The organism is Vibrio sp. AND4 (assembly GCF_000171815.1).
GTDB lineage: Bacteria > Pseudomonadota > Gammaproteobacteria > Enterobacterales > Vibrionaceae > Vibrio.
The window spans coordinates 14,611-29,786 of sequence record NZ_ABGR01000013.1; the positions used below are offsets into that span (position 1 = coordinate 14,611).

The 15,176-nt window shown below is 44.7% G+C and carries 13 protein-coding genes; 5 read left to right on the forward strand and 8 right to left on the reverse strand.

Features of this window, described 5'->3' with window-relative positions; all coding sequences use genetic code 11:
* Positions 1-27: 27 nt before the first annotated feature.
* On the reverse strand, positions 28-1,464 hold the full coding sequence (gene nhaC / locus AND4_RS13140) for a Na+/H+ antiporter NhaC (protein ID WP_009843463.1): 1,437 nt from the start codon (positions 1,462-1,464) through the stop codon (positions 28-30).
* 434 nt (positions 1,465-1,898) lie between these two features.
* On the opposite strand from nhaC, the gene asd reads away from it, so the two are divergent.
* A complete protein-coding gene (asd, locus tag AND4_RS13145; protein WP_009843464.1) occupies positions 1,899-3,029 on the forward strand; it encodes an aspartate-semialdehyde dehydrogenase in 1,131 nt (376 codons plus the stop codon).
* A gap of 274 nt (positions 3,030-3,303) precedes the next feature.
* Here the strand turns inward: asd and AND4_RS13150 are convergent, their stop codons facing one another.
* The gene (locus AND4_RS13150; RefSeq protein WP_009843465.1) at positions 3,304-4,152 is read right to left on the reverse strand and encodes an ion transporter; all 849 of its coding nucleotides are present in this window, start codon (positions 4,150-4,152) and stop codon (positions 3,304-3,306) included.
* A 62-nt stretch (positions 4,153-4,214) separates the two neighbouring features.
* The gene (locus AND4_RS13155) at positions 4,215-4,853 is read right to left on the reverse strand and encodes a YchE family NAAT transporter (RefSeq protein ID WP_009843466.1); all 639 of its coding nucleotides are present in this window, start codon (positions 4,851-4,853) and stop codon (positions 4,215-4,217) included.
* 645 nt (positions 4,854-5,498) lie between these two features.
* On the opposite strand from AND4_RS13155, the gene adhE reads away from it, so the two are divergent.
* Positions 5,499-8,222 carry a bifunctional acetaldehyde-CoA/alcohol dehydrogenase gene (gene adhE / locus AND4_RS13160; RefSeq protein ID WP_009843467.1) on the forward strand — a complete coding sequence of 908 codons (2,724 nt, stop codon included), beginning with the start codon at positions 5,499-5,501 and terminating at the stop codon, positions 8,220-8,222.
* Positions 8,223-8,369: 147 nt separating this feature from the next.
* On the opposite strand, the gene AND4_RS13165 is transcribed toward adhE, so the two are convergent.
* The 3 genes from AND4_RS13165 to sodB all read right to left on the reverse strand — a co-directional run bounded on the left by AND4_RS13165 (position 8,370) and on the right by sodB (position 10,484).
* Positions 8,370-9,053, reverse strand: a complete 684-nt coding sequence (locus AND4_RS13165; RefSeq protein WP_083796291.1) for an SDR family oxidoreductase — start codon at positions 9,051-9,053, stop codon at positions 8,370-8,372.
* Between the two features lie 194 nt (positions 9,054-9,247).
* Positions 9,248-9,751, reverse strand: a complete 504-nt coding sequence (locus tag AND4_RS13170) for a VC2046/SO_2500 family protein (RefSeq protein WP_009843469.1) — start codon at positions 9,749-9,751, stop codon at positions 9,248-9,250.
* 148 nt (positions 9,752-9,899) lie between these two features.
* A complete protein-coding gene (sodB, locus tag AND4_RS13175; RefSeq protein WP_009843470.1) occupies positions 9,900-10,484 on the reverse strand; it encodes a superoxide dismutase [Fe] in 585 nt (194 codons plus the stop codon).
* 244 nt (positions 10,485-10,728) lie between these two features.
* On the opposite strand from sodB, the gene AND4_RS13180 reads away from it, so the two are divergent.
* Together AND4_RS13180 and AND4_RS13185 are read left to right on the forward strand one after the other, a co-directional pair.
* The gene (locus AND4_RS13180) at positions 10,729-11,064 is read left to right on the forward strand and encodes a Grx4 family monothiol glutaredoxin (protein WP_009843471.1); all 336 of its coding nucleotides are present in this window, start codon (positions 10,729-10,731) and stop codon (positions 11,062-11,064) included.
* Positions 11,065-11,139: 75 nt separating this feature from the next.
* The gene (locus AND4_RS13185) at positions 11,140-11,769 is read left to right on the forward strand and encodes a DsbA family protein (protein ID WP_009843472.1); all 630 of its coding nucleotides are present in this window, start codon (positions 11,140-11,142) and stop codon (positions 11,767-11,769) included.
* Between the two features lie 89 nt (positions 11,770-11,858).
* On the opposite strand, the gene AND4_RS13190 is transcribed toward AND4_RS13185, so the two are convergent.
* Complete coding sequence (locus AND4_RS13190) at positions 11,859-13,184, reverse strand: Na+/H+ antiporter family protein (RefSeq protein WP_009843473.1); 1,326 nt, start codon at positions 13,182-13,184, stop codon at positions 11,859-11,861.
* A 28-nt stretch (positions 13,185-13,212) separates the two neighbouring features.
* Entirely contained in the window at positions 13,213-13,857 is a 645-nt protein-coding gene (gene rnt, locus AND4_RS13195) for a ribonuclease T (RefSeq protein WP_009843474.1), read from the reverse strand.
* A gap of 306 nt (positions 13,858-14,163) precedes the next feature.
* Here rnt and AND4_RS13200 point away from each other — a divergent pair, with 306 nt between their 5' ends.
* Positions 14,164-15,045: an OmpA family protein gene (locus AND4_RS13200; protein ID WP_009843475.1), complete on the forward strand. Its 882-nt coding sequence runs from the start codon at positions 14,164-14,166 to the stop codon at positions 15,043-15,045.
* Positions 15,046-15,176 lie beyond the last annotated feature (131 nt).

Consider the following 15,176-nt stretch of genomic DNA (forward strand, 5'->3'; position numbering starts at 1 on the left):
CTTTTTGCATCTATTGAAGCGAGGTTCTTAAGCCGTTTGTGGCTTGATTTCGCTTTCTGCTTGCTCTTGTACTTCTGACGTAACTGGAGCGCATTTATCGACAAACCAACCCATGTAAGAAGTGAAGATAGTGACGATGATACATACAAAGCTTAGCCACATGAATGGTGCGTAAGAGAACGTAGCCACGCCCAATATACTTGCCATGTAGATACCATTATCACTCCAAGGCACCATACCGGATGTTAGCGTGCCACCGAACTCCGCGTTACGAGATAGGTTTTTACGTTTGTAGCCAAGGCGGTCGTAGTTCTTCGCACAGATTTTAGGAGTAAGGATCAGGGATACGTACATTGCCGAGCCAAAAACGTTGCCCATGAAAGCAGTACCAATCGTACTTGTTGCTAGGGAACCTGGGCCCTGAACGCGTCGTTCGAATAGTTTTGCAATCGTTTCAAGTACACCCACTTTGTCTAGTAGACCACCAAAACCAAGGCCGAATACAATCACCGCAACTGAACCTAACATGGATGACATGCCGCCACGGTTTAGAATCGAATCGATGAAATCAACCCCTGAAGAAATCGCAAATGGTGCCCACGCCGTGTTAAAGGCAGTAAGGAAGTCCACATCCTGAATCATTACCGCCCAGATAATACCCAGTAAAGAACCAAAGCTAATCACAGGGAAAGAAGGCATACGCATCGCAAGTAGCGCTAAAACGATGAACACAGGGATAAAGGAATAAGGTGTAATGACAAATTGTTGTTCCATCGCCTGAATAACCGAGTCCACTTGGCTCATGTCAACTTTACCAGCAAAGTGGAAACCAAATGCGGTAAACATAACACCAGTGATGATGTAGCTGATCAGTGCGACAGGCAGCATACCTTTGATGTGCTCGACGACTTCTACGTTCGACATTGACGAAGCGAGAATGACCGAATCTGAAAGCGGAGACATTTTGTCACCGAAGTAACAGCCCGATAGGACTGCGCCGGCAGTAATAGGTGCTGGAACACCAAGACCTTGACCAATACCCATCATGGCAATACCAGCTGTACCCGCAGCACCCCAAGATGTGCCAGTTGCCAGTGCAGTCAAAGAACAGATGATCATTGTCGCTAGCAAGAAGACCGAAGGATGGATGGCTTTCAAACCGTAATAGATGATGGTTGGTACGATACCGCCCGAGATCCACGTGCCGACTAACGCGCCAACCGCGAGTAGAATAAGCACAGCACCTAGGCCGTTAGAAATACCATTGAGGGCTGCTTTTTCAAGGTCTTTGTATTGGTGACCTAATTTTAGACCCAATACCATAATGATGAACCAACCGATATACAGCGCGAGCTGTATTGGAAGATCTAATTTGGCAGTAAATGAAAATGCCAAAAGAAGAAACAAACCTAGCGAGATCAGTACCTGTATCAGACTAGGAAGACGTGTTGTAACTTGCTTCATATGTGCCTCTGTCGTTAACGGAGCAATAGAGGAAGGACGCTCCTTGTTGTAATCGCAGCTAACATACATTAACAAAAATTATATTTCGAATATTTGGTGCTTTATATTGAGTTTAATCCGCAAAAATGTCGTCTTGTGAAGCTAATGACTAAAAAAGATTAAGATTAATGGTTTGAAATGTTTGTTTAATGTGATTTTCGTGTGTTCATTATGTTGTGTGTCACTAGTTGGTAAGGCCTGCCATCATGGAGTGAACGCTTTATCAGTAAGGGGTGAGGGATTAAACAAGAAGAAAAAACAAGAGCAAAATTTGGATCAGAAAAAGCACGGTAAACGTTAAAAAAGTTGCGTTTATTTGCAAATTAGTTCTTGAGATTTTGTGTCAGAAATTGAACTATGGATAAAGTTTTAAATATACATGGAGAGTTAATGTGATGAGAGTTGGTTTAGTTGGCTGGCGTGGTATGGTTGGTTCGGTCCTGATGCAGCGTATGGCAGAAGAACAAGACTTTGATCTAATAGAGCCAGTTTTCTACAGTACGTCTCAAGTGGGGATTCCTGCGCCTCTATTTGTGAACAATCAGGTTGGCAAAGATGCGGGCCTGCTTCAAGATGCGTTTGATATTGATAGCCTAAAGCAGCTCGATGCTATCATTACATGCCAAGGCGGAGATTATACGGGGAAAGTTTATCCAGCACTTCGCCAAGCGGGATGGAAAGGCTACTGGATTGATGCGGCTTCTACACTGCGCATGGCAGATGATTCCATCATTACTCTGGATCCTGTGAACTTAGCCCAAATTCAACAAGGCATTCATAGCGGCACGAACACCTTTGTTGGTGGTAACTGCACGGTGAGCTTGATGCTTATGGGGCTCGGCGGTTTGTTTGAGAAAGGTTTGGTTGAGTGGACAAGTGCGATGACGTACCAAGCGGCTTCCGGTGCAGGTGCACAAAACATGCGTGAGCTGATCTCCCAAATGGGCGTAATCAACGACTCTGTAAGCTCTGAATTGGCAAACCCAGCAAGTTCTATTCTGGATATCGATAAAAAAGTTGCGGATACAATGCGCAGCTCTTCATTCCCAACCGATAAGTTTGGTGTGCCGCTAGCGGGCTCTTTGATTCCTTGGATCGACGTTAAACGTGACAACGGTCAGAGCAAGGAAGAATGGAAAGCAGGTGTAGAAGCGAACAAGATCCTTGGTTTCCAAGATTCACCAGTGCCAATTGATGGTACATGTGTTCGTATTGGTGCAATGCGTTGTCACTCTCAAGCATTGACGATTAAGCTCAAACAAAACGTGCCAATGGATGAGATTGAAGAAATCATCGCGACGCACAACGATTGGGTGAAAGTGATTCCAAATGATCGTGATATTACGGCGCAAGAGCTCACACCCGCTAAAGTAACAGGCACGCTTTCTATTCCTGTCGGCCGCCTGCGTAAGATGGCAATGGGCGACGATTTCCTAAATGCGTTCACAGTTGGCGACCAGTTGTTATGGGGTGCCGCAGAACCATTACGTCGCACTCTACGAATCATTCTTGCTGAAAAAGCATAAAAGAGTGAACGCCGCGCCTTGAGCAGCGCGAAGGGATTTCGTCCTTCGGGAATGCTTTGCTTGGTAAAAGCCGAAAGCTATGCAAAAGCCGATGTGAAACATCGGCTTTTTTGATCGTGGAGTTGGCATACAAGGGCGTTCAGAATGCTACGCTCCAATAATCGGAAGCGCTTCGTTGGAAGGCAAGCGAAAGAAACTAGGTTCTAAACGCGTTGATAGAATCTATCCCCAGAAAAACAAAATATCGCCGATTCCCGATTCCCGATTCCCGATTCTATTCTTCCTCATCCGCGCTCACAACGCGATGATCAGGCTCCGCTAACTCGCTACCGCAATGTTTACAGTGCATCGCATCGGAATCATGGCCAGAGCGGTTACAGTTTGGGCACTTGACTAATTGCTTGTGCGCGTTCATCTCGTTACTCAGTTCTGCGGTAATGATGCCGGTTGGTACGGCAAGTATCGAATAACCGAGCAGCATAGTTAATGATGCGATGGCCTTCCCTAAGTGAGTCTGGGGCACCATATCACCATAACCAACAGTGGTAATCGTTACTATCGCCCAGTAGATACTTTTAGGGATACTGGTGAAGCCGTTGTGCGGACCCTCAATGACAAAGATCAGTGCACCAAAAATGGTCACCAAAATACCGACTGTGCTAAAGAAAATAAGAATTTTACGGCGTGCCATCAAAAGCGAGCGCAACAAAATATTAGAATCTTGCAGGTAGCGAACCAGCTTCAAGATACGGAAGATACGCATCACACGCAGTAGCCTCACCACGCCTAAAAAAGATGCGCCAGGGAAAAATATTGCTAGATAGGTAGGCAGGATGGCCAACAAATCGACCACACCATAAAAGCTGGTGGCGTAAGACTTGGGTTTTGGAGAGCAATACAGTCTTAGCAGATATTCGACAGTGAATATGGCAGTGAAGGTGTACTCAATGTAACGCAGTTGACGTGACCACTCGGTCATGACTGATGGCAACGATTCTAAGATGAAGATTAGTAAAGACGAAATGATCGCGACGATTAGCGCAATATCGAAGATGCGCCCAGCACGAGTGTGTGTACCGAAGATGATGACGTATAAATGATGCTTAATAGACTTGCGAGGCATGATGTTGCATTGTCAGCGTAAAAATTAAACGAATTGCAACATCATACCAGAAATTTACAAGTTTAGGCCAAGCCTGGGAATAGGTTTCTGAGGCCGTTTGCGATGAACTCGATCCCTAGGGCTCCAAGGATCAAACCCATAATACGGGTGATGACGTTGATGCCTGTTTGACCAAGGAAGCGCACGATCAAAGGCGCAGAGCGGAACAACAGCCAAGAGCAGAAACAAAACAGCATTATAGTTACGCTGATACCTACGGTGTCGAGTGCCGTCGGATAGCGCGCTCCATAAACGATGGTTGAGCTGATTGCTCCAGGACCTGCCATCAAAGGCATTGCAAGCGGCACTACGCCAAATTGTTCACGGCTTACGGATTCTGTCTTTTCTTGTTTGTTCTGCTTATCTTCACCTAGCTTACCGCTCATCATTGAAAATGCGATACTCAAAAGGAGCAAGCCGCCAGCAACACGGAATGAATCCAAAGAAATACTGAACATATCTAGTAATAGCTGGCCAGCTAAAAGAGAAATTACCAATATCACGGCGACCGCGACGTTTGCTGTCGTTGCGGTTTTATTTTTTTCCTCTTGTGTCATATGTCCGGTTAAGGAAACGAACACAGGCATGATACCAACAGGGTTTACTGCTGCGACCAAACCTAAGAAAAACTGTAGGAAAATAGCTAACTCTAAAGTTTGCATGTGGCTTACTCGTAAACGTTCACAATAGTTAAAAGGAGAGGATCATTTTAGGCGGTAATGTAAGGCAAAAGACTGCGAGAAAGAAATGAAAAAAACTAACGTGTTTGGGCTGGTATTTGTGAGAAAAACTAATCACTGTGGGGAATGTAACAAATCTGAAGGCTAAGTGTTACGTAAAATACGGGTAAATTCGTATTGCTTCCTATAAGTGTTAACACTCGCACATTTTTCTTACAAAGAAAGGTGGTTTGTAGAGAAGCAAGACATACTCAATATGCATGCAATTGCTATCGTGTTTGGGCTTGTATGTAATTTTGTTTGGTAATAATGAAACTTTTTTACAGGTTGTTTGCGTTTGTTTTAGTTTTTATTTCACGGTTATGTTTAATTGATATTGTCATTTTGAATTAAATTTCATTTTTTTCAGTTGCTTATGTTGACTTTTGTGAGGGTGCACTACTTTAGTGGTATTTCAGCAGTGAGACCTGATCTAAGTCAATTTCTTTCATACTCTGAAATATTATACTCAGTACTGAAAGCAATTTACTAAGGTGGTTATTAGATAAGTCGCTGATTAGCAGAAGAAACGAAAAACAATAGCCTTACTAAAAAGTTTTTAACATTTATTATTTTAGGAGATCCACCATGCCTGTAACTAACTTAGCTGAACTAGATGCTCTAGTAGCACGCGTTAAAGCAGCGCAAGAAGAGTTCGCAACATTTTCTCAAGAGAAAGTAGATGCTATTTTTCGTGCCGCTTCACTTGCAGCTAACCATGCTCGTATTCCACTAGCACAACAAGCAGTTGCTGAGTCCGGAATGGGTATTGTTGAAGATAAGGTAATAAAAAACCACTTCGCCTCTGAATTTATCTACAACAAATACAAAGACGAAAAAACATGCGGCATCCTGGAAGAAGATGACAACCTAGGCACCATGACAATTGCAGAGCCTGTAGGTATTATCTGTGGCATTGTCCCGACGACCAACCCGACTTCTACTGCAATTTTCAAATCTCTAATCTCTCTAAAAACTCGTAACGGCATCATCTTCTCGCCACACCCACGTGCGAAGAATTCAACGAATGATGCCGCGAAACTCGTTCTGGACGCAGCAGTAGCAGCTGGCGCTCCAAAAGACATTATCGGTTGGATCGACCAACCATCTGTAGAGCTTTCTAACGCTCTAATGAAACACGACGGCATCGCCCTTATCCTTGCAACTGGTGGTCCAGGCATGGTTAAAGCCGCTTACTCTTCTGGTAAGCCTGCAATCGGTGTAGGTGCAGGTAACGTTCCTGTCGTTATCGATGAAACCGCCGATATCAAACGTGCCGTAGCGTCTATCTTAATGTCTAAGACTTTTGATAACGGTGTAGTATGTGCTTCAGAGCAAGCAGCCATCGTAGTGAGTGAAGTGTATGACGAAGTGAAAGAGCGCTTCGCTTCCCACAAGGCGCATGTTTTATCTAAAGCTGACGCAGAGAAAGTACGTAAAGTGCTGCTTATCGATGGCGCGCTAAATGCGAAAATTGTCGGTCAACCAGCGCCGGCAATCGCTGAAATGGCAGGCGTCAAAGTGCCTGCTGACACTAAGGTTTTGGTAGGTGAAGGTCTAGGTAAGGTCTCGGTCGATGATGAGTTTGCTCACGAGAAGTTATCGCCAACTCTAGGTTTATTCCGTGCGGACGACTTCGAAGACGCCGTTGCTCAAGCGGTAACTATGGTTGAAATCGGCGGTATCGGTCATACATCTGGCCTTTACACTAACCAAGACGTCAACGCAGATCGTATTCGTTACTTTGGTGACAAGATGAAGACTGCACGTATTCTTGTAAACATCCCGACTACTCATGGTGGTATTGGTGACCTTTACAACTTCAACGTAGCACCTTCTCTCACTCTAGGTTGTGGTTCTTGGGGGGGTAACTCTATCTCTGAAAACGTAGGCCCTAAGCACCTTATCAACAAGAAAACTGTAGCTAAGCGAGCTGAAAACATGTTGTGGCACAAACTACCCAAGTCTATTTACTTCCGTCGTGGTAGCCTTCCAATCGCAATGAGCGACCTAGAAGGTAAGAAACGCGCATTCCTAGTCACTGACCGTTTCCTATTCAACAACGGTTACGCTGATGAAGTAGTTAAACTGCTTAAAGAGCAAGGCATCGAAGTTCAAACATTCTTCGACGTAGAAGCGGATCCAACACTATCTGTTGTTGAGAAAGGTGCAGAAGCGATGAAGAGCTTCCAACCTGACGTAATCCTAGCTCTAGGTGGTGGTTCTCCAATGGACGCTGCTAAAATCATGTGGGTAATGTACGAGCACCCAGAAACTCACTTCGAAGAACTAGCAATGCGCTTTATGGACATCCGTAAACGTATCTACAAGTTCCCTAAAATGGGTAAGAAAGCTGAGCTTGTCTGTATCACTACTACTTCTGGTACGGGTTCCGAAGTGACGCCATTCGCGGTTGTTACAGATGACAAGACTGGTGCTAAGTACCCATTAGCTGACTACGAAATCACGCCAAACATGGCTATCGTTGATGCTAACCTAGTCATGAACATGCCTAAGTCTCTTACAGCATTCGGTGGTTACGATGCAGTAACTCACGCTCTAGAAGCTTACGTATCTGTTCTTGCGAACGAGTACTCAGACGGTCAAGCTCTACAAGCACTTAAGATGCTTAAAGAGTACCTACCTTCAAGCTACGCGAACGGCGCAAACGACCCAATCGCTCGTGAGAAAGTGCACAACGCGGCAACGATCGCTGGTATCGCGTTTGCTAACGCATTCCTAGGTGTCTGTCACTCTATGGCGCATAAGATTGGTGCTGAGTTCCACCTACCTCACGGTTTAGCGAACGCACTACTGATTTCGAATGTTGTACGTTATAACGCGAACGACAACCCAACTAAACAAACGGCGTTTTCTCAATACGACCGTCCACAAGCGCGTCGTCGTTACGCTGAAGTTGCTGACCACCTAGGCCTAAGCCAAGAAGGTGACCGTACTGCCCAGAAAATTGAACGTCTACTCGCATGGCTTGATGAGCTGAAAGGTGACCTAGACATCCCAATGTCTATCCAAGCAGCAGGTGTTTCGGAAGCTGACTTCGTAACGAAACTCGACGAACTGGCTGTTGAAGCGTTTGATGATCAGTGTACGGCGGCTAACCCACGTTATCCTTTAATCACAGAAATAAAAGAAGTTCTAATGGCTTCTTACTACGGCAAAGCCTTCGTGGAAGGTGAAACTTTCGAAGGCACGACCGTTATTAAGAAGAAAGCAGACCAATTAGCGAAAGAAGCAAACAAAACAACGAAAGAAGCGACGCCAAAAGCAAAGAAAGAAAAAGCGAGTGTATAAGCACGACGTTAGTTATAAGGTAGGCTCTCGTTAGCGCAGAGCTGCAATAGGGTAAACTCAAGCCTCAGTCGAAAGACTGAGGCTTTTTTATGATTTTCAAATTTAGAGCAGTTCTGTTTGGTAGGAAATTTTGGGCAGACGACTTGTTCAGACTTCGGCGGTCACGACTCTCCCGCTAAAGTAATCATTAGTGACGATGTAAGCGGTATTTCTAACCAGCTCATCTTGAATCTGTGCCCATTGTCGTTTGTCTACATCCTCAGTGGAGTGGTTCAACGATGGAATAACGCCACCCACACGAATATTGAACGGTGTCAGCTCTTTCGCCCAGCTGTGTGTAAAGCCAGCTACCAAAGCCGTCATGCTCTCTACCCCCGTCAGATCCTTATGATCGTCATGGGAGATGACATTCACGATCACGCCTTTCTTTTCTCTGGCACGAAACCATTCAGCACCGACTTGTCCGTAGGTGAAGAGGAAACGAGCCGCAGAAGCAATCTGATTAATATAGGTACTCATCGGCTCAGGGGACATTAAACTTGGCATTGGAGAGCTGGTCCAACAATTTACGATAACGTCGGGTGTCGCCCCGAGTTGTGATTCAATTTGATCAAATAGCAGGTTAATAGATGTCGTGTTATCACTGAAGACATTTATTGCATAAACCTTGTCGGAGAAAGCGCTGATCTGCTCGTAACTCGCCTTCAAGGATTGGGGGTTCTGGTCGCAGAGCACCAGCGTTGCACCAAGGTGGGCAAAATGGCTAGAGCAAGTACTACCCAGGGCCGAGCCTGCGGACGTGACGAGAATAATTGACTCTTTGATATCCATAGCACCTTCGCTGTCATATCTTGTGTTAAAGGATACATAAGTGGTTGGCACTAACAGCATGGATGAGTTTCTTCTAGCCCTGTGTGAAAAGCTTCAAAGTAACGCCGATAAGCCGTAATTATTATCTAGGAATTTGTAAGGAATCACATTTCTTACGTGCTGCAGATGTAAATGTCAGCGCAAAAACAAGTACGTTAAGCTTGTAATTGAATTTGATATTTACGCTGGGCTGAGACCAACTGATTGTATAAGCCTGCATCAGGAATTAATTGCTTATTACGTTCGCCCAGGCTGCGACGTTCATGCCCCGAAAGGTTGTGATAAACCTCTTCTGGCAATTTGAAGGTATCTTCAGGGAGGTATGTTAATGCATCGGGTTTTAGGTAATGGCTTAACTTTGCCGATGGGAGGCCTGAGTTATGGAACTGTTTCGCTTGTTCCGCAGCGAGTTCATAGCTGCTGCTATTTGAGCAAAGTGCCTGAGGTTGAGACAAGCCAAATTGTTGGCGAAGGATATCGTCACTGGTGACGACCTCCTGTACTTCTTCAACCGGGATAACATCACGAACATCATTCGAGAACATAGACAGAATGAGCGAGAAATCAGCACGTCGACCTTCGTGTACGGCATGATTGATACCATTACCGAACTGAAGTTCATTGATGATTGCTGCTTTGTCTAAAGTATGGATTTGCATGATATTCCTCGGTTGATGCACTTTTAACGGCACCAAAACTAAGAACTTAAGGAAAAAGAGGGAATTAATTGAAGAAATAAGTCAGGTAAGCAAAAAAAAGCCCGCATTGACGCGGGCTTTAGTATAAAAAAACTTATGGGGAAGTGGATTACTTCGCTAGGTTCTCAGCTACGAAGTCCCAGTTTACTAGGCTCCAGAATGCAGCCATGTAGTTAGGGCGAACATTGCGGAAATCAATGTAGTAAGCGTGTTCCCATAGGTCAACAGTGAGAAGTGGAGTAACCCCTTCTTCTGTTAAAGGAGTTGCAGCGTTAGAAGTGTTAACGATGTCTAGAGAACCGTCGGCTTTCTTCACCAACCAAGTCCAAGAAGAGCCAAAGTTGTTGATTGCTGAATCAGTAAATTTCGCCTTGAATTCATCGAAAGAACCAAATGCGGTATTGATTGCTTCAGCGACAGCACCAGTTGGCTCGCCGCCTGCTTTTGGCGCAAGACAGTGCCAGTAGAACGTGTGATTCCAGATCTGTGCTGCGTTGTTGAATACGCCACCAGTAGAAGTCTTGATGATTTCTTCCAGTGTTTTGCCTTCAAATTCAGTGCCAGGGATAAGACCATTTAGCTTAACAACATAAGTGTTGTGGTGTTTACCGTGGTGGAACTCTAGTGTTTCTGCAGAGATGTGTGGTTCTAGTGCGTCTTTTGCGTAAGGAAGAGCTGGTAGTTCAAATGCCATTGCTCGATTCTCCATATATATGAAAGGGTTACCTTTCGATTGCTTCCAGTGTTTTTATTTATATGTAGTCACTACTACTGACTTGATGAGTATTTTAGCAAGTTTTTACTTTATTAAAACCCCGATATGAAAATATTTTAAGATAAGAAACGTTAAAAAACTTAATAATTATATGGTTTATATTCTGTGGTTATTGAGTAGAATGTGGCAATAACTAAAGTTCAAATCCATGAATGAGGAAGCGATGGAAACTATCGATAAAATCAAACAGCAGATCTCTGAAAACACAATCTTGCTGTACATGAAAGGTTCACCGAAACTGCCTAGCTGTGGTTTTTCTTCTCAAGCCTCACAAGCTCTGATGGCTTGTGGCGAGAAGTTCGCTTACGTAGACATTCTGCAAAATCCAGACATTCGCGCTGAGCTACCTATATACGCTCAATGGCCAACATTCCCACAACTGTGGGTTGAAGGCGAGCTGATTGGTGGTTGTGACATCATTTTGGAAATGTTCCAAAAAGGTGAACTTCAGCCGCTTATCAAAGAAGCTGCAGCACGTGTTGATGGTGACGCCGAGTAATTCGTAAATACTTACAATTGGCGATAGAATAGAGAGGAGCCGCATTGGCTCCTTTTTCTTTTTTAGGTTATTGGAATGAACTTGAAGCTTTATTACGTACACGATCCAATGTGCAGCTGGTGTTGGGGCTACAAACCAACCATCGAAAAATTGAAGCAGCAACTACCGGGTGTGATTCAATTCGAATACGTTTTGGGTGGGCTTGCGCCAGATACTAATCTGCCGATGCCGCCGGAAATGCAGCAAAAAATAGAGCAGATTTGGAAGCAAATTGAGAGTCAGCTTGGCACCAAGTTTAACTACGACTTTTGGATGTTGTGTACGCCAGTGCGCAGCACTTATCAATCTTGTCGTGCTGTTATCGCCGCAGGTTTCCAAGATTCTTATGAGCAGATGCTCGAAGCGATTCAACATGCTTACTACTTACGTGCGATGCCACCTCATGAAGAAGCAACACACTTGCAACTAGCACGAGAGATCGGTTTAAACGTTCAGCAGTTTAAGAACGATATGGATGGCACTTTGCTGGAAGGTGTTTTCCAAGACCAACTGAGTCTTGCTAAGAGCTTAGGCGTTAATTCTTACCCGAGTTTGGTACTGCAAATTAACGATGCTTACTTCCCGATTGAAGTCGATTATGAGTCAACAGAAAATACATTGAAGCTTATTCGCGAGCGTATTATCGATAACATGCCTGCGCAGTAACTTGAAACCGACTTTCTGACAACCAGACAATAAAAAGCCGCTCATTGAGCGGCCTTTTCGTCATGACTAGTATCCAGTTAACGGCGCAATTAAAGTACCATTGCAGCAATCCAACCGAAGATGATCAGCGGAATGTTGTAGTGGATGAAGGTTGGTACAACGGTTTCCCAAATGTGCTCATGTTGACCATCTGCGTTGAGACCCGATGTTGGGCCTAAGGTTGAGTCAGAAGCAGGGGAACCCGCATCACCTAGTGCCGCCGCAGTCCCTACCAGTGCAACCGTCGCCATAGGTGAGAAGCCAAATGCTAGCGCTAGTGGCACATAGATGGTAGCTAGGATAGGAATCGTAGAGAAAGAAGAACCTATGCCCATTGTTACCAACAGTCCAACGATTAGCATTAATAGTGCTGCAAGAGGCTTGTTGTCACCGATGCTGGTTGTTAGCGATTGTACTAGCGTTTCAACACCGCCAGTTTGCTTCATTACTGCTGCAAAACCTGCCGCTGCAATCATGATGAAGCCAATCATTGCCATCATGTGAACACCTTTAGTGAACACATCGTGCGTCTCTTTCCACGCGATAACGCCACCGAAAGTAAACACCATAAAGCCCGCTAATGCACCGATGATCATCGAGCCAGTATAAAGCTGAACGCTTAACGCTGCGATAATACCTAGGCCAGCAACCAGGATGTGCTTTTTATTCAGTTTTGCTTCGGATTCTTGAACTACGGTCAGCTCCGTTTCTTTGTATTCGCGAGGTTTACGGTAGCTAAAGAAGATTGCCGTAAGAAGACCAAATAACATACCAGCACCAGGCAATAGCATTGCAGTCGGAACTTGGCTTGCGACAACATCGGTCAGACCATTTTCATGCAAGTTCTTCAATAGAATGTTGTTTAGAAAGATACCACCAAAGCCGATTGGTAGAATCATGTACGGAGTAATTAAACCAAAGGTCAACACACAAGCAACCAAGCGACGGTCCAGCTTCAACTTAGCGAATACGCCCAAAAGAGGTGGAATTAAAATCGGAATGAAGGCGATATGCACCGGGATCACGTTTTGAGATGACATGGTAACAAGAACTAGAGCAACCAATACTGCGTATTTCAGCCCCGTAGTCGACGCAGAATTTTCTTTACCATTTAGACGCTTAATGACACTTTTGGCCAGAAGGTCAGTGATGCCAGAGCGAGAAATCGCAACAGCGAAAGTGCCTAACATGGCGTAGCTTAGCGCGATAGTTGCACCGCCACCTAGGCCACTCTCAAATGCGGTAACTGTATCCCCAAGGCTCATGCCAGCGACAAGGCCGCCAACGATGGCACTAAACGTGAGGGCAACCACCACGTTTACGCGCATCAATGCTAAAACAAGCATGACGCACACAGATATAACGACAGGATTCATACTTTTCCTAATATGTTGTGTTTATTTATTATTTTTCGTCGACAAGCGGCCAACCGCCTAGGGCCTTCCATTTGTTGACGATGCCACAGAATAATTCTGCAGTTTGTTGTGTATCGTAAAGGGCAGAATGCGCTTCACGATTGTCGAATTCCATCCCTGCAGCTTTACATGCTTTAGCGAGAACAGTTTGACCATAAGCGAGCCCACTTAATGTTGCGGTATCAAAAGTGGCAAATGGATGGAAAGGGACTCTTTTGAGTTTGCAGCGCTCATTGGCTGCATTAACAAAACTTAAGTCGAAAGCGGCATTATGTGCCACCATGATGGCACGTGAACAGTCTGCTGCTTTTTGCTCTTTTCGGATCAGTTTATAGATTTCTTTGAGAGCTTCTTGTTCTGATATTGCACCGCGAAGAGGACTGAAAGGGTCGCGGATACCATTGAACTCAAGCGCCTCTTTCTCTAAATTTGCGCCTTCGAACGGTTCGATATGAAAATGAATGGTCGAAGCAGGATGCAGATTACCAGTATCATCCATGCTAAGAGTAACGGCACAGATTTCTAAAAGTGCATCAGTTTGAGCATTGAAACCTGCGGTCTCAACGTCAACTACCACTGGAAAATAACCACGAAAACGCTTTTTCAGGGTTAGAGCTTCATTTTCTATTGTCATGTTGGCTTATTTTTGTGTGTCTAAGGCTGCATTATTGCAGATTCTATCGATGAGAAAAACCGCAATTTGGGAGAAATATAAAATTCCGTTTTCCATCAGTCAGGCGAGGTGGTCACAGAAAACTAGGTTCATTTGGATCTGTTGTTCATCGCGATAAACTCTAACTTGTTACAGGGCTATCAAAGTGAATGCTAACACCTTAGCTACTCAGGTCAATTCGATGTTGGCGGGCTTTTTGCATTGTTTAGATGTTTTCAATTGATTCAAATAAGCGGCAATAGACTGCCGCTTGAGAGAAGTACCTAGATGAATAGATGGCTAATAACCAGTGGTGTCGTGACGTTATTACTCAGCGCAAACAGTTTTGCGTCAATGGCTAAGCGCTACGCTGCCACTCCGCAGCAATCACAGTGGGAGATGGTGATTAATACGCCGCTGGAGTGTCGGCTTGTGCATCCCATCCCTGGGTTTGGTGATGCGGTGTTTTCGTCTCATGCAAGTAAAAAGATAAATCTGGATTTTGAATTGAAGATGCTTCGTCCTATGGGCGAAACGCGTGATGTCAGTTTGATTTCTATGCCACCATCTTGGCGTCCGGGTGAGAATGCTGATCGTATCACTAACCTTAAATTCTTCAAACAGTTCGATGGTTATGTTGGCGGGCAAACCGCGTGGGGTATTCTCTCCGAGCTAGAAAAGGGGCGTTATCCGACATTTAGCTACCAAGACTGGCAAAGCAGGGATTCGCGTATCGAAGTCGCATTATCCTCGGTGTTATTCCGACATAAATACAATGCCTTTAGCACCTGTATTGCTGGTTTGCTCAAGTATAGTTTCGAAGATATAGCCTTTACGATTCTTCACTATGAACGCCAAGGTGACCAGTTAACCAAAACCTCGAAGAAACGTTTAGCACAAATTGCTGACTACGTTCGCCATAACCAAGACATCGATTTGGTGTTGGTTTCGACTTACACGGATTCGACTGATGGTAAGAGCACGAGTCAAAATTTATCTGAACGTCGAGCAGAGTCATTACGCACTTACTTTGAATCTTTGGGCTTGTCAGAAGATCGCATTCAAGTACAGGGCTATGGTAAACGTCGCCCAATTGCCGATAATGGCTCACCAATTGGTAAAGATAAGAACCGTCGCGTGGTCATTTCACTGGGGCGTACTCAGTTTTAATACCTAACACAGCAGTCGTCAGCAGATCAGAGTAAAAAGAGGTATGCGCTAGAGCTTGGTATTGCTCTAGCGTTTTTGTCTGTGTTTGAGGTTGTTTATTTGTGTTACTTGCCGCTTGAGGCATCTCACTC

Bases quoted from the DNA above. Each gene is read 5' to 3' on its own strand.
- nhaC (WP_009843463.1), bottom strand. From the start codon at position 1,464: ATGAAGCAAGTTACAACACGTCTTCCTAGTCTGATACAGGTACTGATC.
- asd (WP_009843464.1), top strand. From the start codon at position 1,899: ATGAGAGTTGGTTTAGTTGGCTGGCGTGGTATGGTTGGTTCGGTCCTG.
- AND4_RS13150 (WP_009843465.1), bottom strand. From the start codon at position 4,152: ATGCCTCGCAAGTCTATTAAGCATCATTTATACGTCATCATCTTCGGT.
- AND4_RS13155 (WP_009843466.1), bottom strand. From the start codon at position 4,853: ATGCAAACTTTAGAGTTAGCTATTTTCCTACAGTTTTTCTTAGGTTTG.
- adhE (WP_009843467.1), top strand. From the start codon at position 5,499: ATGCCTGTAACTAACTTAGCTGAACTAGATGCTCTAGTAGCACGCGTT.
- AND4_RS13165 (WP_083796291.1), bottom strand. From the start codon at position 9,053: ATGGATATCAAAGAGTCAATTATTCTCGTCACGTCCGCAGGCTCGGCC.
- AND4_RS13170 (WP_009843469.1), bottom strand. From the start codon at position 9,751: ATGCAAATCCATACTTTAGACAAAGCAGCAATCATCAATGAACTTCAG.
- sodB (WP_009843470.1), bottom strand. From the start codon at position 10,484: ATGGCATTTGAACTACCAGCTCTTCCTTACGCAAAAGACGCACTAGAA.
- AND4_RS13180 (WP_009843471.1), top strand. From the start codon at position 10,729: ATGGAAACTATCGATAAAATCAAACAGCAGATCTCTGAAAACACAATC.
- AND4_RS13185 (WP_009843472.1), top strand. From the start codon at position 11,140: ATGAACTTGAAGCTTTATTACGTACACGATCCAATGTGCAGCTGGTGT.
- AND4_RS13190 (WP_009843473.1), bottom strand. From the start codon at position 13,184: ATGAATCCTGTCGTTATATCTGTGTGCGTCATGCTTGTTTTAGCATTG.
- rnt (WP_009843474.1), bottom strand. From the start codon at position 13,857: ATGACAATAGAAAATGAAGCTCTAACCCTGAAAAAGCGTTTTCGTGGT.
- AND4_RS13200 (WP_009843475.1), top strand. From the start codon at position 14,164: ATGAATAGATGGCTAATAACCAGTGGTGTCGTGACGTTATTACTCAGC.